The sequence below is a fragment of the Bdellovibrio bacteriovorus genome, assembly GCF_001592755.1.
GTDB lineage: Bacteria > Bdellovibrionota > Bdellovibrionia > Bdellovibrionales > Bdellovibrionaceae > Bdellovibrio > Bdellovibrio bacteriovorus_E.
The window spans coordinates 192,871-211,749 of sequence record NZ_LUKF01000019.1; the positions used below are offsets into that span (position 1 = coordinate 192,871).

Below are 18,879 nucleotides of genomic sequence, written 5' to 3' on the forward strand. Positions count from 1 at the left end.
GCCCTTTTACTTTTCAATTTTAAATTTATTACTTCGTCGTATCGTGCTCTGCAATCGGCACTTCTGTTTTTGGCGCCGAAGCTGGCATTCTTGGCGAAAGAAGCTCTTGCTTTTCGATCGCGGTGATTTTGCTGCGGATCTCTTCCACTTTCTTTTTATCAGTTTCAAGATCAGCGGCTTTGCGATACATCTTCTTCGCTTTATCCACCATAGATTGCTTTAAGTAAGCGTCACCCAAGTGCTCAGCGATGATGCTGACAGCACCTTGATACTTGTGAGCCGCTTCTAAGAACTTGATCGACTCTGTGAACTTATTTTGTTTGTACAAAATCCAACCCAAGGTATCTAGAACATAACCATCTTTAGGCTCAAGCTCTAAAGCACGACGAGCTAGCTTTTCCGCTTGCGGAAGTTGCACTCCCATCTCAGCCCATGTGAAGGCAAGATAGTTCAAACCTTGAACGTGATTCGGATCTAAATCCAAAACCTTTTGCATTTCTGTTACGACAACCTCTTTATTACCCAAGCGGTCATTAATAGTGCCGTAATAGAAACGAAGTTGCGCGTTTTCTGGAAACTTCTCTAAACCTTGTTCCAAGATTTTTGAAGCCCCTTTATAATCCGTCTTTTCATCTAACAAAGAAGCATACATCGCATAGATCTGAGGTTGATCTTGACGATCCTTCAAACCTTTTGCCGCAACTTCCAAACCTTCTTCCAAACGGCCCAAACCTTTTAGAAGATAAGCCGCATGAACCACAGCCTCACCGTAGTAAGTGCTGTTCGCTGGAATCTTGCGATATTCTTTCACTGCTTTTTCTGCTTTACGCGTTTCTTCGTAAACCGCTGCTAGATAAAAGCGAACTTTATCTGAATCTGGAGCTTCCTTAAGAACGTCTTCTAATTTTTGCGCCGCTTGATCGTAACGTTTTTGTTCGATCAAGATCAAAGCCATCTTCATGCGCACATTCAGTGGCTCTTCCGTTTCTGATTCCACGATAGCCAATTGGTCATAAGCATTTTCGTAGTCACCTTGTTCGATATAGATTTGCGCTAAGACTTCTGCAATACGTGGACTTGGAGTGTTTTCCTTTTGGAACTCTTTGTACATCGCAATAGCTTTATCTTCTTTCTTTTGTTTTGCATAAAGCGAACCCAAAGAAAGAAGAGCGTCAGCGAAGTCAGGTTTCAACTGCAAAGTCTTTTTGAAAGACTCTTCAGAAGCTTTTTGGTATTTCGCTTCTGGTTGCTCCATACGCACGCGACCGATGTAGTAATGAGCTAGGTACGGCGTTGTGTAATCAGGATTTTTCAAAAGAGATTCAAAGTACTGAACAGCTTTGTCCGATTGTTTTTGTTCAGAGTAAAGTGCGCCAATGTAAAGCGGAGCTTCCGTATTCGAAGGCTGAAGCTTCATCACTGTGGAGTATTCAGCTAAAGCTTTTGGGTAAAGCTTCATTGATGAATACAAACCACCTAGCAACAAGTGAGCATCTACGTTTTTTGGATCTTTTTTAACAGCCTCTTCCGCCTGCACCAAGGATTCAGAGATCATGCCTTGTTTCAGGAATTCAGCTGCTAAACGCATGTTCACGGCTGGAGACTCTTGATCGTACACCAGCACGGTTTTGAAAGCTTCGATCGCTTTTTGCGAATTGCCGTCAAGACTGTAAGCCTCACCCATCGCGAAATGGTAGTCAGCTTGTGTGCGCATGTAGAGTGGATCTAACTTGGCGCTTCCATCTTGCGCTACGATAGCAGGAGCAAAAGATGCAGGAGCTCTGTTTTTGTCATCGAATGACGCTTCATAATACGTGGCTTTGTCCGCGTCGTTCTGTGTGAACGTCGCACATGCCGTCAGCGTCAACAAAATAGGGATTAAGGAAGTCCTAGTGAATAAAAACATCTGATCTCCTAGTTACATGCTGATCGGCATGTTTTGAGATTTTGTTGATGTATCAGGACTTCATCGCGACCTAGGCCGTGATCAGAAAGAGTTCTAATTCTGAGACATGCTCAGAAGGACTCCAACATCGTCACCGGAGTAAACAGGCTGTTCTTTAAGAGCGATTTCTTCATTTTCTAAATTTGTCGTATCTACTTTTTGGTTTGGACCCGAGGACCAAACAACAATGCGGATCTTGCCCACTTGGTTTCCCGATAAGATTCGGTACTTATAAGGCTGTCCCCAAGGATCCACCCCCATTGTCCCCGTACTGCGAATATTTTCAGGGGAAAGGGCCTTTTCTTCGGCCACAGAAGCCGGAACGCGGGACTTAGGCATATGTGAATTGGCAGCTGATTTTGTTGCTTCGCGGTAAATCTGGATGACTTGATATCCAACAACTTCCGCTTTTTGGCGGGCAAGTTCGCTGCGAGAGTCCTGAATTTGGCGGTTCCAAGGGGTCGCTATAATCGCCGTTGAGAAACCGACGAGACCCAGCAGGGCCAAGACTCCAGAGGACTTAAACTCTTGTTTTTGCTCATTTTTCATTAAATTACTTCCCGCCAAGAAAGTTGGTATAAATACATTTCGGCGGGCTTTGGAAAAAACTTTAGACAAAGGTCTGTAAATTTAAAAAAAACTAATGGCGGTTTGCAGAAAAAATAACGCCTAGAGTCTTTTCTTTTGATTTGAGGACCCCTTGACAAGGGGTGGCGGCAGGGATAGGTTGCGCCCATCTGCAAGGGGACGCTGAATCATTTAGCAGCCATATCTCCTTGAGACTTTGGGGAAATTTCAAATTGGGAGGCACTTTTGATCAACCAAAACGAAACAATGACATCGAAGCCAAATTCTAAAGTAAAAATCATCAAGCGCTATCAGAACCGCAAACTCTACGACACTCAACAAAGCTGCTACGTTACTTTGGACGATATCGCTAAGATGATCCGTACAAACGAAGAAGTAATGGTTATCGATAATAAATCTAAAAACGATATCACTGCTGCTACTTTGACTCAGATCATTTTCGAAGCAGAAAAGAAAGCATCTCAATACGCTCCTCTTTTCACTCTTCGTGAAATCATCCAAAACGGTAACGGAAGCATCTCTGGTTACTTGGCTAAGCTTGGCGCGTTCCCTCAGGACTACATGACTAAGCAACAAGTTAACACAGTGATCGAAAACGCTTCTACAGACAGCGTTAAACAAAACTTGGAAAACCGCGTTGCTACTGCTGCAACTCGCTACAACACAGACACTACTGCTAAAGTAGCTGCTGAAAAAGCGACTGTTCTTCCTGGTTTGCAACAAGACGACGAAACTCCAAACCTTCCTGGTTCTTCTTTGTTGAACAACTAAGATTTGAAGTAAATTCGAAGTTACTTAAAAAGCCTCGCAACTGCGGGGCTTTTTTTTTATTTCAAGGATCGCCAGATCACGAACTTTTTCTGACCCGGGCGAATTTCGATTTCGCGATTTTCCAATACCTCCCCCGTGGAGGCTCCAGAAACATTCAGACCTTCAATATTAAAAGTGTATTTACCTGGCGCTAGCGGCACGCGGATAATTTGAATTGTCTGCGGAAGTGTCGACCATTGACGAACATCGGCGCGGTCCGCAACGTTCAAAGCAATCCACGTCAAAGTCCCCAAGAGTTCGTCTTTTTGGCGGACCTGATCTGACAACACCGCTTTAGTCGCCACGCCGGCCACACGTTTTGCAATCAAGATACCTTGGTCTTCATTCAGCGTGTGAATGGCGGCACTTTGCACATCGTAGACTTCGCGGCTTAAATAATTTTTTCCGACGATATTAAGACGCGCTTTTTGAGTTTCACTATAAACTGGAACTAAAGTTGGAAAGCGGTATTCATTCGGGCTTTGGGCTTTTCGAGGTCCCCAACCCTGCTGATAAATAATAACAAGCTCACCCAAACCGCGATCATACCAAGCGCTGTCCTCTTTCACGTCAGGGAATTTCTTTTTCCAATCCTGATACGTGTCCATACGACGAGCGAGCTTCGCAGAACGGATCAGATCTTCACGAATTGTCGAAATAGTCGGATCGATTTTATAAGCTTCCGCATAGGCAATGTAAGCATCATCGTAATTGCGGCTGGCTTCCCAGACGACAGCCGACAAATATTTACTGAACGAGTTTAGCTCAAAAGTTTTCTTTTCATCCGCGCGATATTTTAGATATTTTTCGTTAATACGACGGGCTTCAACCAGAGCATCATCCAACTGATTCAGCTCTAAGAAATTCATCGCCAGATAAGCGTTGATAAAGATTTTTTCAAAAGTATCGCCCTTGTATTGAACCATTTCTTCGTTCAAGGCTAAGGAACCTGCGATACGCGAAACCGATTGATAGTCGACCAATTCAGCAAGGCGGTCTGCCTGCAAAAAGACTTGGTTACTTTCTTTCAGTTTGCCCGCCAATTGCAGCGCTACACCATAATCTAAGAGATATACCAATTGGTCGTCGTTCTGGGTTTCCGCCAATGGCTTTAGATCCGCGATCGCTTTTTCGTAATCACGGCGAGACATAGCAGCGCGAGCTTCTTGAACTTTATTCTGATAAGTCGCGCAGCCGACAAGATGCAGAGCTAAAAAAAGACCCACGACAGGCGTGAGTCTTTGCAAATTCAGTTTCATCTAATTAAAGACCAACCGCTTTTTTCTTAAATGTTTTGCGGATTTGTTTTTGATCAGACCAAGTGATCATGCTTGTTTTCAAGTTCGTCAAATTCAAAGTCAGCTTGTAGTACACGGACTTATCTTTACCCACTTCTTGCACAATGGAATCAAGACGGCCATTGATAATGAAATCGGCGCCAATTTGGCCACCAGGGCCTTTTTTAGACTCCTGCTCGACCATGCCCGAGTTTTGGTAGTTGTATTCATCAGAGATATCTTGGCGAGCTTCTTTATCGATGAAGCCAACTTTACCTGACTTCATAAGTTCAACACGAACCATGTCCATGATGCTTTGAGTGTCGATATGCTCACTTGTTTTATTTTGAAGACCCGTCACCATTACAACAGGCATTTTCTTAGCATTGTTGATCGCGGGTGCATTCATCAAACTTGCTACAAGATCAGCGACAGCTTTTTGCATGTCTGTTTCAGACCATTGATCATTCATCAAGTTTTCGCGATTCACGTCGTCGTATTGACCTTTTACGAATGCTTTTGGTCCACAACTAGCCAACGCTACGAATGAAAGAGAGAGAGCTGCTAATGTAAGATTCTTTTTCATATTACCTTCCCTGAATAATGGATACTCAGAAAGTCTATGTCGAGGTTTTCGGACACGCAAGTCCGAATCAAAAACCAGTAAAACCCTTAGATCCAGTTCTGAAACACCGGCTCATTTGCAGTTTATTCAGTTATGAATGAAGTGTCCTCAAGCCTGCAGGCCTATGAATTACTCCGCGCGCAAATCAATCCCTACGCCGAAGAACTTTGGCTCATTGCTTTAAACTCTCAGATGGAAATGGTGCAAAAAGAAATGATTTTTCGCGGCACTGCGGATCATTGTCTGGTTCATCCGCGTGACATATTTCGCACACTCATTCTGTGTAACGCGAGTTCATTCATTCTTGCTCACAATCACCCCAGCAATCAGGCGCTTCCTTCCGAACAGGATTTAATAATCACCCGAAAAATTCACCAGCTGGCGACGATGTTTCAAATTCCACTCAACGATCACTTGATCATGACGCAAACGCAGTACTATAGCATGGCCGATCACGGACATTTTAAAAAATGGCGAAAGAACTCTATTCAGTACTTGTATTGATTATTGAAGGAAGTCGTCGCCGCCGCCACCGAACAGCTCCATGGAATTAGGATTTCCACGTCTCAATGGCTGAACGGAAATAACACGGCTTAAATCTTCACTTAAGATCACTTTGTATCCACCACGGCGGGCATTTTCAATAAACTGTCGTGCGTATTCTTCTCTGTAGGCTTGAGAGTATTCGTGCATCTGTTGCTGATTAAAAAGTTCTTTTTGAACAATTTCATCAGGAGTCATCGCTTGTTCTTTCTTCTCGCCCCGACCCAATTCGTTGGCAAGTTCCGCAGCGCGATTATCGACGCTTAAATCCAAGCCGTTGCTATTTTGGTAAGCTTGTTGGGCTTGTGTTTTATTAAATTCAGTATTGAGTAAGCGCGCGTTCTCAACAGCCATGCGCTGACGCTCTAGTTCCATGCGTTCGTTAGTCAGCATCAAGTGTTTGTTCACTGACTTCTCGTATTTTTCAGATTTCAATTTTGCAGAAACACCTTCGGGAGCTGGCTTCGGATCAGGTTCCCCTAAAGAGGCAAAGATAAGCCCGGCCGCTCCTAAAAAAAGGAGAAGCGCCAAAAGCATCGATCTTTCTTTTTGGTCCTTTTGTTCCGGTTGGGCTGCCATACAAAGCCCTTATCGGCTTAAATAGATGATTTCTTAACAAAAAGAGTCTTCCTCAAATCATTACAGTTACGCCGGCTTCTGCTGTTGTAGTTAAAGTCCTGTCAAGCAAGATTGGGTAAAGTGTCTAACTCTTAGACATGTCCATGTGTTTCCTTTTCAAAATAATTGCTCGGCGGTAATGGCACAACCCATGAAGTAAAGATTCTGTGAAAGTTAAAACAGTAATTCCTCGAATATGGAAAGGATCTTTTACATGAGAATCACTAAAATCGCGACGGCAGTAATGACGACATTAGCTCTTGGTTCAACAGCAATGGCGGCTTCGTCAGGCACTCTTTTACTTCAAGGCACAGTAAATGTCGTTAACGATATCGTTGTTGCCGCAAACACCGCGAACAACACTTCACTGAATATCACGGCAGGTGAGACAGGTAAGAATGTCGCAACAGTCACTGAGACCTCGAACAATTTGAATGGTTATAAAATCAAAATCTCGTCTGCTACAGGTGGAGAATTAAGACACACGACAAACGCTGCCCAAAAAACGACTTATAAGATCGGTTATGATGGCGCGGCTTCGGTTACTCCGACAGTGGCTGGTGTTGTTGTGAAAAACGTAAGCTCATTGACAGGTCTTACAACGGATTCTTCAGACGTAACAGTTGATGTGACTGCTTATGCAAATGCAGCAGCTGGTACTTACCAAGACACTTTGACAATCGCTATCGAAGCTAACTAGTCCTTAGCCGTTTATTAGAAATAAAAAAAGCCAACTTTCAGGTTGGCTTTTTTTATTCTGCAGATTGAACGGTCAAAGTAATAGTGTCGGAATAAAGACCTGATTGCTGGTTTGTCGCCACAGATCCAATCGTAGCTACGACCGGCAGAACTGTTCCGCTAGCGGGAGATCTTCCTAAAACGCGCGCTACCTGCGTAGGACTTGTTGCCGTATTTGTAAGATTCAAAGTATTTCCACTAATCGTTAAAGCATAATTGATAAACTGTGCCGCCGAAGCATGTTTCAGTCGACCATTGTTTTGCGAAGAGGCAAACAACGTATATCCAGCATTGTATTTAAGTATGATAGAAGCGGCTCGCGATATGCCGGAAGATAAGTTGCCAAAATTCATCGTCTCTGTGGTGTCACCGATATCAAATTCACCGCCTGGTGACGTGATCGAAATGTCCGCTCTTTTCTGAGCGTTATAATTAAACGCAATGGATCGGGTTTCCATCAAAGTGTAACCGGGCACTGTCGGGCTTCCTCGGTATAAGCGTGCCGTTAAAGTCTCGGTGTAGTTTCCAAACTTCAACCAAGGATTTGAATCATCTAGTTTTGCATAATAGGTGACGTTGGCCTGACGGTCGTTACTTCCTTCGGGCAAAGTTCCCGTTAAAACATCGTTAGTGCTAAAAACATCTGGAAAGTGTTTCAGTATGTTTTGTTGGGCTGAATCTTTTGAAACTTGAAATGGCCACTTGTCAGATCCCTGATTCATAGCGCGATTGGAATAGGAAGATGCATTGCCATAATCAAAAGTAATAAAAAAGTTGCATCCGTTAGCTTGAGTGTTGGCCTTTACAGTAAAAGTCGGCGCTGCCATCGTCGAATTATTAAAATTAACAGCGGCCAAGGATGTCTGAAGTTGGACTGAAACACAAGCGAGCGCGGCCTGACCTTGCAATAAGAGTCCTAGAAAAAAGAGCGTTCTCATTCACTGTCCTCTTTCTTTAAAACAATACTTCCCAAATCTAAGGAATTATTTGGGCTTTCAGTGACTTCGAATATCAAAGGCCCCAGATAAGGACGATCCGTCACGATTTTATACCTCCCGGGTTCTAAGCCTTCAATTAAGAAACCGCCATTTTTATTCGTAAAGAAAGTATTGTCGACCAATTGATCCTGAGCATTCAGAATATCGCCCGCCACGTAAGGGACGGGTTGTCCTTTTTGATCAACCACACGTCCCTTAACCATGATCTTCTTTTTCAAATTTAGATCTATCAACACACCACTGCGATAGGTGGGCTGGACATTGAAATATTCTTTTTCCAACAAGTAGCCCATCGGAAGCGAAGTCGAATCGACGTTCACTGTATATTTGTAGTAAGCCGATTGATCACGCAACACAGTCGTGTGTTGAGGTCCCAGCTGCGCGTCGCCTTTTTCGCCGTTCGGATTGATCATGAGTTCTTGATCTTTTGGCAATAGATCTGAATGAACTAACACAAAGCTATCATAAATCGGTTGCGTGAAAGCGGCATGACTTCCCACCCAGGCAATACCGGTGTTCAAACCCAGGGATGTGGTATTTGTATCTACAGAGTTCTGACGGGTCGTGAAATGTTCAAGACGCAGACTTAAAGGCTGCGTCAAGTATTCCGCCATGAGATTGACGCTCTCACTGCCATCACTTCCTTGCACTGAAGCAGAAGCGCGAACATCATCATATTTATGCATATTGTTTCGGTTCACTGTCAGGTTGGCCGTTTTTTGAAGTGAATCGTAATAGGCACTGGCACTGTATTTTCCCTGAGGCTCATTCCAGAACAAAGAAATCAAACCTCGATCCTCTTCTGTCACACCGACGATTTTACTGTAAGACAATTCCACGCGAGTTTGATTATTTACGGGCACTACTAAGTTGGATCGATACTGGCGCTCGTCTTCCGCTAACGGCACTTCCATGACTCCAGCCCCGACGCCGAAAAACCAATTTTGCAAGAATCGGAAGTTTAGTTGCGAGTCATAGCGGCGCACGTAAGATACAAGACCAATATCAAAGACTGAAACCGGAATGAAATCAGGATCCCGATTTTCTGCTTCTAGTGTCAGCACGACCGGAACATCCCTTCCCAGCATTCTATCCAAAGTGCGGTAACGAAGTTTCTCTGCGAAGCCCGTTTTATTTTCAGCAACAGAACTATATCCGCCATCAAAAGACAAATATCCCCAACGACTGATGCCAGAAATTTCAATGCCTGAAAGAGATTGAGATAAATAATTCTGAAAGTTAAGGCCTAACGTCAATTCGTCCGTTACACCCGCGCGATGAAAAAATGTCGCAGCAGCCCCGGTGTTGTCGTAGGCACGATCAGCACCTGACACCGTCCATGGCAACCCCACAGCGTACGAGAACTCTTGAACACCTTTTCCTAAAAGAGTGTTTTCAAAAAGGACTGAAAAGTCATAGACCTCTTCCTGACCGAAATCATCGCGGATTTTAACTTTGACGTTGTTTTGTCCAATCGCCAAAGGGAAATCCCGAATATTGAAAACCCCTGGGGCTAAACGCAATTGACTGTAAAGAAATCCATTTACATAAACTTCAACCAAAGACGCACGTTTAATCACAATTTCGGTATTGCTCAACGGACGTAAAGTTTTATATGGCTGAATTGAAAATTCTCGGACTACGGAAAGACCCGCTAAATTTGGCGCGATCTGAAAGCCGCGTGAACCCAAGGTTAAATCTCCAAGAGTGTAACGAATCATTTTGTCTTCGTCGTCTCGTCGAATTCGCGTGTCCTGGCGTTTCCACGGATGGTTATCTCCTTCCAGGAATTCACCAGAAGATTCAAAGACAAAACCTTTGATATTTTCAACCAGATCCACTTGAGAGGACAGCGGTAACTTTTCTTCCGTAGTTCCTGCCCCGTACTGAAAAGACTGAAGCATTCTTAGATTTAAGTATCCACTGTGAGCATCGGGTCTCTTGTAAGGACGACCGCTTAATTCGGCGTAGTTTAAATCTAAGTCGTTGCCTCGACGATGTTTTAAAGGAAGATCGATCTTTAATTCTAAACGAGCTTCATCGAAGAAAATAGAAAGGCCGACTCCTTCCAAATCTAACAAGGTCACGACACCTTCTGGACGAACTCGGTTCTTAAGATTTAGCCACAATGATTCTTTAAGCTGACTTTGTAAACCTTCAAGCAAAGGCTTTGCTTCGACTGCAAAATTTCTTTTATCATCGCGAGGGAAAACCCACGCCTGCGCAATGACTTGATTATCTAAGACCACCGGAGCGACCAGATAAGGTTTAGCCAATGCGGGACGTGCGGATTGCGCAAACGTCGGCAACGTCAAAAAGATTATTAGAGATAGAATGCTAAAAAGAAATCTCAATCACCAGACTCCGCTAGCTCAAGCTCTCCACGCAAAGTCTTTCCGGAAATTTCTTTACTAGACGTTAAAACAACTGTTTTTTCAGTCTTAGGAAGCAGGTTCGTATTTTCTAGATCGGTCACCGGGGATATCGTACCGACTAAGCTTTCACCAGAATAAATCCTTAATGCTTTCGGCTTTAGAACGAAATGCGCCGAGCCTTCATTGCTGACGGTGACACTGATCTTCTTTTTGTCGAGCGCTTTTACTTCTTTAACTTTGACCTTGGCAACAGCACCTTCAGGCGTCACGTAAGCTGAAGCCACGTACTGCAAAAGAAAGTTCAGATTCACACCGTTTGTTTTTGGCTTGGCATTTCTGTCGCGAAACTCGACGGGAAGTTGCGATGCGATGATGCGAAATGCTTTTTCGTCTGAGCCATTAATTTCTCCTGACCACGTGACTCGTACATTTCGTTTTTCGTTGGGTAAAAGAACGACTTGCTCGGGGTAAACGTTGAATTCATCTGTTTTCGTACGAACTTCTTCGCCTTTAGAGTCGGTGGTTCGTGTGAAGACTTCAATTTGTATAGGAACTTTTTCGGTACTTGGATTTTCCAAGGTAAGAACCTGGGTGGCTTTCGTGCCTGTGGGTGAGAAATGCACTACCATCGGGGTTAAACGAAACGCAAAGGCAACAGAAGGAATTACCGCGAAGCCAACGATCAAAGCCAGAATATTTTTGAACATATTCATAAGCTTATCGAAGTGCCTATATCAGGGAAATGCCGAACTTAATCAGTTTTTAACAACTAGTCCTAAGAGAGGAATTATTTCTAAGGAGCTGAAACACGCACGATCGAAGCGGGTTTTCTTTTATCGACTTCGGTGCGAAGTTCGGGCGAGCTCTTAGATTGAATGTGAGCATCTCCCTTTTTTGTATACTGAATACTTACCTCCGCTTTCAATGGAACTGTGCCTGCCAGCGGCAGTCCCGCAGAACTCTTCGCATGGCTCAAAGCAGTCATAAACAGAATTGAAAGAATGATTGAAGTTTTCACCTCAATCTTCTCGGAAAAGCAGGACTAAAGCTTTAGGACAAAAGTGCTGGGTTCTTTTCTTGAATCGGTGGATAGACCGGAATTATCACAATAAATTCAGTTCCTACGCCCACCTCAGAGCGAGCTTGAATTTCGCCCCCGTGGTTTTGAATGATGCCGTAAGAAATACTCAGTCCTAAACCTGTCCCCTGTCCCACCCCTTTTGTGGTGAAGAACGGATCGAAGATTTTTTCTAAAGTTTCTGCCGACATTCCTTTTCCACTGTCTTGAATTGAGATTTGCACCCAACCACGACGGTCTTTAGAACCTTTGTAGTCTTTTAGCGCGGTCGTAGAAATCCAGATGTGCCCCGTGCCTTCAATCGCTTGAACAGCGTTTGAAAGAATATTCATGAACACCTGATTAATCTGACTGGCGTAACAATGAATCATCGGAATAGGTTCGTATTGACGATGAATTTCCAGGCGGTTTTTGATTTCACCTTGCAGTAAATTCAATGTTGTATCGAGACTTTGATGAACATCGATTTCTTGCAGTTTTGCTTCTTCCAGTCGAGAAAAGTTTCTTAATCCTAAAACGATATCGCGCGTACGACGAGCACCATCCTGACAGGACGCCACCAGCTTCGGCAGATCTTTCACGATATAGTCAAACTCGTACTCTTCCTTCACTGCCGGAAGTTTCTTTGGATCTTTTTCTGCCACTTCGGCAATTTGAATGAGCTTTTCTGAATATTCTTTTAGATGAGTCATGTTGCTATAGATAAATCCGATGGGATTATTCAGCTCATGCGCAACACCGGCGACCAACTGACCCAAGCTCACCATTTTTGCAGAGTGAACAAGTTTTGTTTGCGTGTCTTTTAATTCTTTATTAGCGGCTTCAAGTTCTGTGATTTTCTTGCGAAGATCGGACCGGGCTTGCCAGATTTTTTTACTCATCTCATTGAAGGACTCTGTAAGAAGACCAATTTCGGTATCATTTTTTACTGGAATTGTAACTGCTTGTTCTTGAGATTCGAACGACTGCAAAGCTTCGACAAGATCATAAAGTGGTTTTAAAACCCAGCTTGATGTCACAAGAATCGTCAGAACAAGAAGAACGACAACCGCACCAACTACAGTGATGAACGCATAGTTTACGTTTTTAAGAACGGCCTTCGCTTCGCTTTTGGAAGCTCCCAGTGCCACATAGAACTTTGTGATGCCCCAATCCAACGGATACACTAAGAAGCCATAAGGAGTAGTTCTGATATTTAAGTCAAAGAAAGGTTCAGCACCGGGGCGGAAATAGGGACGGAAAAAATCTTTTTTATAAAGATAGAAATCCGGATGACTGGCCACCACGACTTGACCCGAGTCTTTAAAAAATATCAATTCCAACTTCAGACGATTTTTGATTTTGCTGACAAAGGCTTTATTGATATCCACGATTTGTTCCACATAGCCGACGACTCGTCCACCAGCGCCCGTCACCTTGGATATTAAGATAAGATTTACTTTTTGATTCTCGCCGAACTCTGCCAAAGCAATTTCACTTTCGTCTTTCACCTGAGCCATGTACTTGGCAGACAGAAAGACGGCATCTTGAGACGGAACAAAACTGCGAATAACGTCTTTGTCGTCTTTAAAAACGGAGGCCAGCATACGACCTTCGCGATTGAAGAAAGTTAAACTTGAGATATTGTCCGAGCGAATCCACTGTCCCGACAACGAGCGCAACGTCGAACCGTCACCCATAGTGACGTGATAAACCAAACTAGGATCGCGCACATATTTATCGCGTTTTTGCTGAAGACCGGCGCGAAGATCCGTTAAGGCCACTTCGATTTCACGAGCATTTCCACTCAAACGCTGCGACAACTCGTGGTCGATCGCTTTTTCGTATTTGATCATGGAATAAATTGTGACAAAGGCTAAGGGAACCACCGAGAAAAGAACAAACCAAACGATCAAAATCGTACGTAGTGATCTTTTAGGTTTTTTTCTTAAGGTTTTCACTTCTTCGCTTCATCCACAGTAATAATAAGTCGCACGATCCCGTCAGGCATCACGCGAGGATGTTTTTCTTTTGAAATCTTAGGCTTTCCGTAAGTCCCTAAGAAATTCATCAGATCCTGATATTTGGCTTCAGGAATAGTGAAGTGATAATACATGGAAGTGGCCGTTTTCTTCCAGCCCAGTTCCACGGCCCCGGCTTTACGTCCACCAAGCTCGTTGATCTTGTCTGTGATTTTCGGACCGATAACTTCGATATTTGTGACTGCGATGTCGCCACGATAAAGAAACCCTCCCCCGGCAGCTGGACTTGTCGCCGCTGAAGATTCCTCTGTAGGAGCTGCTTTTTTTGCCGCCACTGTGGGTGATGGGCTCGTTGTGGGCTTCGCCGTGTCTTGAACTGGTGCCGCTGGCGCTGGCGTCGAGTTTTCTTTCACGCCTTCGTCCACAAACTGGGGTTGATCTTCCACTGTGGTGGAAGTTCCCGTTTTTGAGACCTCTGCCAATACAACTTCTTTTGAACCCGTGGTCGTACTTAACTCCATGACTTTCTGCCAAGGAGTGATTGAAAGCAGAACCACGATCCCGACAACAACAACCAAGGCTTCCAAACCCCACTTCAAACCTTGTGGCCACTTATCGAAGTTCGACTTCTGCATAAGAACAGACATATAGCTTGAAGGAGCATTAATTTGCCCGATGATGTGTTGAGAAACGACGGTGTCAGCTAGCTTTTCGGCATAGGCCTGGCCGTTTTGAATTTTCGTAAGATCTAATTGCGCGTCTCGGGAAAATTTAACGTGATCTTCGACGGCCAAACGACGGTCTTTATCTAAGGAACCGGTAAGGTAATCGTAAAGCAGCTCATGCCCAATAAAAGGAGAGATCTCTCTTTTTCCTTTTTTTGAAAGAGGAACGTTATTTTCCTGTGCCATGCTTTAACTTACCCACTGCTTGAGTCATGCTTCCCAATTTACGAAGAGCGCGACCTAAACGGTAACGAATCGTACCTTGAGTGATGCCCAAGCCTTCAGAGATATCATCATCTTCAAGTTTTAGAATTTTAGACCAGATAACTGTTAGCAATTCATCTTCAGAAGCCGACTTCTGAAATTCACGCCAAGGACCTAAATCCGTCCCATCAGGAATGAGCCAACCAGATTCAACAGAGGTATTTGGACGACCACGTGCTACGCGAGACTTATATCGGTCCCACACGGTTTTCGTAGCGGTCACGATAGCAACAGAGTTTTTTAAATCGGGATTTCTTTGCTTACGGGCTCGACCAAGGGCCAGAGCCTGGGACGAAGCCTCTATCGCTTTTTGATCATCGAGCAAAGCAAAGTAGAAAAATAAAGCGATAGATTGTACGTCGGCCTCGGTCATAATTCCTTATATGTTAGTCGACTGTAAGCTGTCTGAGAAGATCAAGCTGGTCGAGAACTTTGCCAGAACCCATTACTACACAGCTTAAAGGATCTTCTGCGATAGAAACTGGAAGGCCTGTTCTTTCTCTTAACAACACATCAAGGTTCGCTAGTAAAGCACCACCACCAGTAAGCACGATACCGTTATCTACGATATCAGAAGCCAATTCTGGTGGAGTTTTTTCTAGAGCGGTACGAACAGCATCAACCACTTCAGACAAAGGATCCATCAAAGCATCATTCACTTGCGAAGAAGTGATCTCGATAGTTTTTGGAGCACCGGCAACAAGGTCACGACCTTTGATTTCCATCGATTTTTCTTCTTCGAATGGATAAGCGTTACCGATTTGGATTTTAATATTTTCCGCTGTTCTTTCACCGATCAACAAGTTGAATTGACGGCGAACATAGTTCACGATCGCTTCATCGAATTTATCGCCAGCAACCTTAATAGATTTACAGTAAACGATACCGCCTAAAGAGATAACGGCAACACCCGTTGTACCGCCACCCATATCCACAACCATGTTTCCAGAGGGTTCTGTGATTGGAAGACCCGCGCCGATTGCGGCTGCCATCGGTTCTTCGATCAAATAAACTTCACGAGCTCCCGCTGATTGAGCGGCTTCTTTCACCGCGCGTTTTTCCACCTGAGTGATTCCGTAAGGAACGCAGATGATGATACGTGGACGGATGAAAGATTTTTTCTCTCCCAAAGATTTTCCGATGAAGTATTTCAACATGGACTGAGTAACTTCGAAGTCGGCGATAACACCGTCTTTGATAGGGCGAATCGCCACGATGCTGCCAGGTGTACGACCCAACATATCTTTGGCTTCTTTACCTACCGCTAGAACACGGTTTTGCATTCCGCGATAATTTTTTTGAACCGCAACCACAGAAGGCTCGTCGAGAATAATTCCACGTCCTTTTACGTAAACAAGGGTGTTAGCGGTGCCAAGGTCAATGGCAATATCATTCGAAAAATAATCTTGAACTTTGTCAAAAAAACTCATGCGGACTCTCTCTTTTCATCTCAAGTCTAGGAGCGATGAAAAGCAGAGTCAATGCAGATATTTAGGCCCGACTCGCAGTTATTTTGACGCGGGCGCACATTGAAGAGAGAAGTCGGCACGGGTCTGGCGACCTTGGTAGCGGATTTCCAGACCTTCATTCAGGGCCGCTTCCGCCTTGAATGTTTTGTCTATGTCGAGCTCCACAGTTTCAACTTCGATGCGCTCTTCTTCCCCGTTGGCAGCGGGTTTCAGCTTTACGACGATGGATCCACTGCGACGAGTACGGAAGATTTCTTTCTGCACAGAATTTACTAAATCCCATGTCAAAATCTCTTCCCGAACTGTCGAGTTACGATCATGAGTGCCGCCCAAACGGAATGAACACTTCACCGTTCTTAAATCTTTTTTGGGTACGCGAAAGGCTTTGTCAGAGATGCACACCGCATCGACTTCTTTTTCATCCGTAAAGTTTGTCACCACCATGCGAAGTGGTGAGCCCATTCCACCACGAGCAGAAAATGCGTCATCGCCTCTTTGCTGCTGTAACAAAATCTCTCCTTGAGCGGACCGACCAGCTTGTGCAGGAGAAACTAAAAATCGCGCACGGCCATAGGAGTTACTAGAAAAAAGAAGATCGTAAGCTTGAGACTGTCTTCCGTTCCAGAACATATCGCGCACACTTTGGCGTCGTTGAGGATTGAATGGATTCATATTGTCCAGGAACGTACGATCTTTCAAGTCCATACCACTGACGATACAACGAGCAGCACTTGTGGGAAGTAAAGTCCCCGCACTGGAAGGCTGAGTCGCTGTACATTGACGGTTGTAGTGTTCAATACGCAATTCACGCGCGCAGTTGTTGTTAAGCGCATCGTTCAATAAAGCATCACAGAATTCTTTTTTTGAAAGAAGCTTGTGCTTTCCTGTTGAACAGCCATTGAATTTAAATTCGTAAGTCAGCTCTTCATATCCAATAGATGTAGGAGTTGGGTTTGGGTTTGGAATTGGCGCCGCTGCCGTGACAACCGGTTGGCCGCCGCCGCCATTACCACAGGCACCTAAAACCATCGTGAGCGCAGTCAAAAGCAAAGAATTTTTTAAACTCATCTGACGTCCTCCACCAACGAGCAACGCCACCTAAAGTTCAAACTTCCTGCCAAGTTAGACTGAAATATAGGGGTACGAGGAAACACGGCCTATCTAAAAGTTAGACAGTGCTGACGGCTTAGGCCGTCAGAGGGTAAAAGATACTTGGTGTTTGTGGACCTCTAGAAGTGTTTCTTCCACTCAACTTCACGAGCCATGTAAGCCGTGAGGTTGTGCTTTTCTTCGTGAAGACGCTGATCATTCCAGCCCAATTTCTCTTGGAAAACAGCGCCAATTTCATCAATGTGCTTAACACCATGGTTCCGATCTGCAAGGAACAAGGGAACTCGGCGGGAATAAAAATCACTCAAGTGCAAGCACATGGTTGCGTCGATAGCTTGAGCCGCTTCAAGTTGCCAATAGCTATAGTTTTCAGAATATTTCTCTAGGATTTCTGCCGCTTCAAGGCCGTATCTTTCGGTCAACAACTTGATATCTTCCAAAGGACGAGCGGTTTCTTTTGACCAAGCGTCTGCAAGACTTTGCGCCTGATGAAATGCATCGACGCTCGTATAAGAATTTAATGGCTTCGCGGTGTCCGCTTTCGCAAACTTCACACGCTCTTCTAAAGTAAAAGATTCTAGCGCACGATCCACGGTCTGCTGACACATCAAACGGTAAGTCGTATATTTTCCACCTGCCACGAAAGTGATTCCTGAATCATCATTAAGAATCGTGTGCTCGCGGCTGGTTTTACCTTCTGATGCGGATCCATCCTGAACCAAGGGTCTAACACCAGCATAACTTGCGATCACGTCATGAGCTGTGATCTTTGCTCCAGGAAAGTAATGATCTGTAATTGATAGAAGATACTTCACGTCTTCTGGAGTTGTGGAGACGTTTTCTGGTGACTCTTTAAAGTCGGTGTCCGTGGTTCCAATAATAATCATTTCGTGACGAGGAATTCCAAAGACGATGCGATCACTTTTTTCTGCACCCATCACGACGGCACTTGTTAAAGGCAGACGATGTTTCGGCAAAGTTAAGTGAATACCTTTTGTGGGACGAAGAATTTTCTTCCAGTCACGAAGCAGACTTTGCGCCACTTGATCTGTCCAAGGTCCCACACTGCTAATGACGTGACGAGCTTTGATGGAAAACTTATCTTTGCTGACTTGATCTTCACAAGTCACCGCGGTGATTTTACCGTTTTCGTATTGCGCTCCCGTGGCCTTAACATAGTTGGCACAAAGAGCCCCGTTGTCATTGGCTGAACGCAATGTCTCGTGCACCAAACGGTCATCATCCATGTAAGCATCAGAATAAATATAAGAACCCAAAAGATTTTCGCTACGGATCGCCGGCATTCTTTCTAAAGAATGTTTTGCATTTAAGCGTTCATGCATTTCGGGAGCTTGAAATAAAGACAAGGCATCGTACAGCCACATGCCCATCCCCATCTTTGTCATGCCCACACGACTTTCCTTGTACAAAGGAATCATAAAACGAAGGGGATGAACTAAGTGAGGCGCCATTTCAAACAAGCGAGTGCGTTCATTCAACGCCTCAAACACCAGTTTGAATTCCATGTTTTCTAAATAGCGAATTCCGCCGTGAATCAGTTTGCTGGATTTTGAAGATGTGCCGGATGCGAAGTCACGAGCCTCGATCAACGCCACTTTCATCCCGCGCGCCGAGGCGTCGCGCGCGACACCCGCGCCGTTAATTCCTCCCCCAATAATTACCAGATCAAATTCCTGAGTCTTCATTTTGTTGATATTCTGGATACGATTGGCGAAGGAAAAATTCTTCATAAGC

Annotated in this window: 18 protein-coding genes; 3 read left to right on the forward strand and 15 right to left on the reverse strand. The window is 44.4% G+C overall.

The window, feature by feature from the left end; genetic code table 11:
• Nucleotides 1–28 precede the first annotated feature (28 nt).
• Nucleotides 29–1,906 carry a tetratricopeptide repeat protein gene (locus tag AZI85_RS15595; RefSeq protein ID WP_063244929.1) on the reverse strand — a complete coding sequence of 626 codons (1,878 nt, stop codon included), beginning with the start codon at nt 1,904–1,906 and terminating at the stop codon, nt 29–31.
• Between the two features lie 93 nt (nt 1,907–1,999).
• Nucleotides 2,000–2,494 carry a hypothetical protein gene (locus AZI85_RS15600; RefSeq protein ID WP_063244930.1) on the reverse strand — a complete coding sequence of 165 codons (495 nt, stop codon included), beginning with the start codon at nt 2,492–2,494 and terminating at the stop codon, nt 2,000–2,002.
• A gap of 264 nt (nt 2,495–2,758) precedes the next feature.
• Here AZI85_RS15600 and AZI85_RS15605 point away from each other — a divergent pair, with 264 nt between their 5' ends.
• Nucleotides 2,759–3,304, forward strand: a complete 546-nt coding sequence (locus tag AZI85_RS15605) for a polyhydroxyalkanoate synthesis regulator DNA-binding domain-containing protein (RefSeq protein WP_041872735.1) — start codon at nt 2,759–2,761, stop codon at nt 3,302–3,304.
• Nucleotides 3,305–3,360: 56 nt separating this feature from the next.
• Here the strand turns inward: AZI85_RS15605 and AZI85_RS15610 are convergent, their stop codons facing one another.
• Both AZI85_RS15610 and lpoB read right to left on the reverse strand, forming a co-directional pair.
• On the reverse strand, nt 3,361–4,602 hold the full coding sequence (locus AZI85_RS15610) for a COG3014 family protein (RefSeq protein WP_063244931.1): 1,242 nt from the start codon (nt 4,600–4,602) through the stop codon (nt 3,361–3,363).
• A 4-nt stretch (nt 4,603–4,606) separates the two neighbouring features.
• The gene (gene lpoB, locus AZI85_RS15615; protein ID WP_063244932.1) at nt 4,607–5,206 is read right to left on the reverse strand and encodes a penicillin-binding protein activator LpoB; all 600 of its coding nucleotides are present in this window, start codon (nt 5,204–5,206) and stop codon (nt 4,607–4,609) included.
• A 132-nt stretch (nt 5,207–5,338) separates the two neighbouring features.
• Between lpoB and AZI85_RS15620 the strand changes: the two genes are divergently transcribed.
• Nucleotides 5,339–5,749, forward strand: coding sequence for a JAB domain-containing protein (locus tag AZI85_RS15620; RefSeq protein WP_253721029.1), 411 nt, complete (start codon nt 5,339–5,341; stop codon nt 5,747–5,749).
• Here the strand turns inward: AZI85_RS15620 and AZI85_RS15625 are convergent, their stop codons facing one another.
• On the reverse strand, nt 5,750–6,367 hold the full coding sequence (locus AZI85_RS15625) for a hypothetical protein (protein ID WP_253721030.1): 618 nt from the start codon (nt 6,365–6,367) through the stop codon (nt 5,750–5,752).
• A gap of 253 nt (nt 6,368–6,620) precedes the next feature.
• Between AZI85_RS15625 and AZI85_RS15630 the strand changes: the two genes are divergently transcribed.
• A complete protein-coding gene (locus AZI85_RS15630; protein WP_063244933.1) occupies nt 6,621–7,106 on the forward strand; it encodes a hypothetical protein in 486 nt (161 codons plus the stop codon).
• A 52-nt stretch (nt 7,107–7,158) separates the two neighbouring features.
• Here AZI85_RS15630 and AZI85_RS15635 read toward each other — a convergent pair whose 3' ends face one another.
• The 10 genes from AZI85_RS15635 to AZI85_RS15680 form a co-directional block, all read right to left on the reverse strand.
• Entirely contained in the window at nt 7,159–8,082 is a 924-nt protein-coding gene (locus AZI85_RS15635) for a spore coat protein U domain-containing protein (RefSeq protein WP_063244934.1), read from the reverse strand.
• Nucleotides 8,079–10,496: a fimbria/pilus outer membrane usher protein gene (locus tag AZI85_RS15640; RefSeq protein ID WP_063244935.1), complete on the reverse strand. Its 2,418-nt coding sequence runs from the start codon at nt 10,494–10,496 to the stop codon at nt 8,079–8,081. The genes AZI85_RS15635 and AZI85_RS15640 overlap by 4 nt, the downstream gene beginning before the upstream one ends.
• Nucleotides 10,493–11,230: a fimbria/pilus periplasmic chaperone gene (locus AZI85_RS15645; protein ID WP_081111044.1), complete on the reverse strand. Its 738-nt coding sequence runs from the start codon at nt 11,228–11,230 to the stop codon at nt 10,493–10,495. The genes AZI85_RS15640 and AZI85_RS15645 overlap by 4 nt, the downstream gene beginning before the upstream one ends.
• Nucleotides 11,231–11,310: 80 nt before the next feature.
• A complete protein-coding gene (locus AZI85_RS15650) occupies nt 11,311–11,535 on the reverse strand; it encodes a hypothetical protein (protein ID WP_063244937.1) in 225 nt (74 codons plus the stop codon).
• 32 nt (nt 11,536–11,567) lie between these two features.
• Nucleotides 11,568–13,535, reverse strand: coding sequence for an ATP-binding protein (locus AZI85_RS15655; protein ID WP_063244938.1), 1,968 nt, complete (start codon nt 13,533–13,535; stop codon nt 11,568–11,570).
• Nucleotides 13,532–14,467: a hypothetical protein gene (locus AZI85_RS15660; protein ID WP_063244939.1), complete on the reverse strand. Its 936-nt coding sequence runs from the start codon at nt 14,465–14,467 to the stop codon at nt 13,532–13,534. Before AZI85_RS15660 ends, AZI85_RS15655 begins: the two co-directional genes overlap by 4 nt.
• On the reverse strand, nt 14,451–14,918 hold the full coding sequence (locus AZI85_RS15665) for a hypothetical protein (RefSeq protein WP_063244940.1): 468 nt from the start codon (nt 14,916–14,918) through the stop codon (nt 14,451–14,453). The genes AZI85_RS15660 and AZI85_RS15665 overlap by 17 nt, the downstream gene beginning before the upstream one ends.
• Nucleotides 14,919–14,931: 13 nt before the next feature.
• Complete coding sequence (locus AZI85_RS15670; RefSeq protein WP_015089392.1) at nt 14,932–15,975, reverse strand: rod shape-determining protein; 1,044 nt, start codon at nt 15,973–15,975, stop codon at nt 14,932–14,934.
• 78 nt (nt 15,976–16,053) lie between these two features.
• Nucleotides 16,054–17,082: a hypothetical protein gene (locus tag AZI85_RS15675; protein WP_063244941.1), complete on the reverse strand. Its 1,029-nt coding sequence runs from the start codon at nt 17,080–17,082 to the stop codon at nt 16,054–16,056.
• A gap of 161 nt (nt 17,083–17,243) precedes the next feature.
• Entirely contained in the window at nt 17,244–18,875 is a 1,632-nt protein-coding gene (locus AZI85_RS15680) for a glycerol-3-phosphate dehydrogenase/oxidase (protein ID WP_063244942.1), read from the reverse strand.
• Nucleotides 18,876–18,879 lie beyond the last annotated feature (4 nt).

Excerpts from the sequence above, each read along its gene's own strand:
- AZI85_RS15670 (WP_015089392.1), bottom strand. The coding sequence starts at position 15,975 with ATGAGTTTTTTTGACAAAGTTCAAGATTATTTTTCGAATGATATTGCC.
- lpoB (WP_063244932.1), bottom strand. The coding sequence starts at position 5,206 with ATGAAAAAGAATCTTACATTAGCAGCTCTCTCTCTTTCATTCGTAGCG.
- AZI85_RS15665 (WP_063244940.1), bottom strand. The coding sequence starts at position 14,918 with ATGACCGAGGCCGACGTACAATCTATCGCTTTATTTTTCTACTTTGCT.
- AZI85_RS15610 (WP_063244931.1), bottom strand. The coding sequence starts at position 4,602 with ATGAAACTGAATTTGCAAAGACTCACGCCTGTCGTGGGTCTTTTTTTA.
- AZI85_RS15645 (WP_081111044.1), bottom strand. The coding sequence starts at position 11,230 with ATGAATATGTTCAAAAATATTCTGGCTTTGATCGTTGGCTTCGCGGTA.
- AZI85_RS15600 (WP_063244930.1), bottom strand. The coding sequence starts at position 2,494 with ATGAAAAATGAGCAAAAACAAGAGTTTAAGTCCTCTGGAGTCTTGGCC.
- AZI85_RS15620 (WP_253721029.1), top strand. The coding sequence starts at position 5,339 with ATGAATGAAGTGTCCTCAAGCCTGCAGGCCTATGAATTACTCCGCGCG.
- AZI85_RS15595 (WP_063244929.1), bottom strand. The coding sequence starts at position 1,906 with ATGTTTTTATTCACTAGGACTTCCTTAATCCCTATTTTGTTGACGCTG.
- AZI85_RS15660 (WP_063244939.1), bottom strand. The coding sequence starts at position 14,467 with ATGGCACAGGAAAATAACGTTCCTCTTTCAAAAAAAGGAAAAAGAGAG.
- AZI85_RS15635 (WP_063244934.1), bottom strand. The coding sequence starts at position 8,082 with ATGAGAACGCTCTTTTTTCTAGGACTCTTATTGCAAGGTCAGGCCGCG.
- AZI85_RS15675 (WP_063244941.1), bottom strand. The coding sequence starts at position 17,082 with ATGAGTTTAAAAAATTCTTTGCTTTTGACTGCGCTCACGATGGTTTTA.
- AZI85_RS15680 (WP_063244942.1), bottom strand. The coding sequence starts at position 18,875 with ATGAAGAATTTTTCCTTCGCCAATCGTATCCAGAATATCAACAAAATG.
- AZI85_RS15630 (WP_063244933.1), top strand. The coding sequence starts at position 6,621 with ATGAGAATCACTAAAATCGCGACGGCAGTAATGACGACATTAGCTCTT.
- AZI85_RS15625 (WP_253721030.1), bottom strand. The coding sequence starts at position 6,367 with ATGGCAGCCCAACCGGAACAAAAGGACCAAAAAGAAAGATCGATGCTT.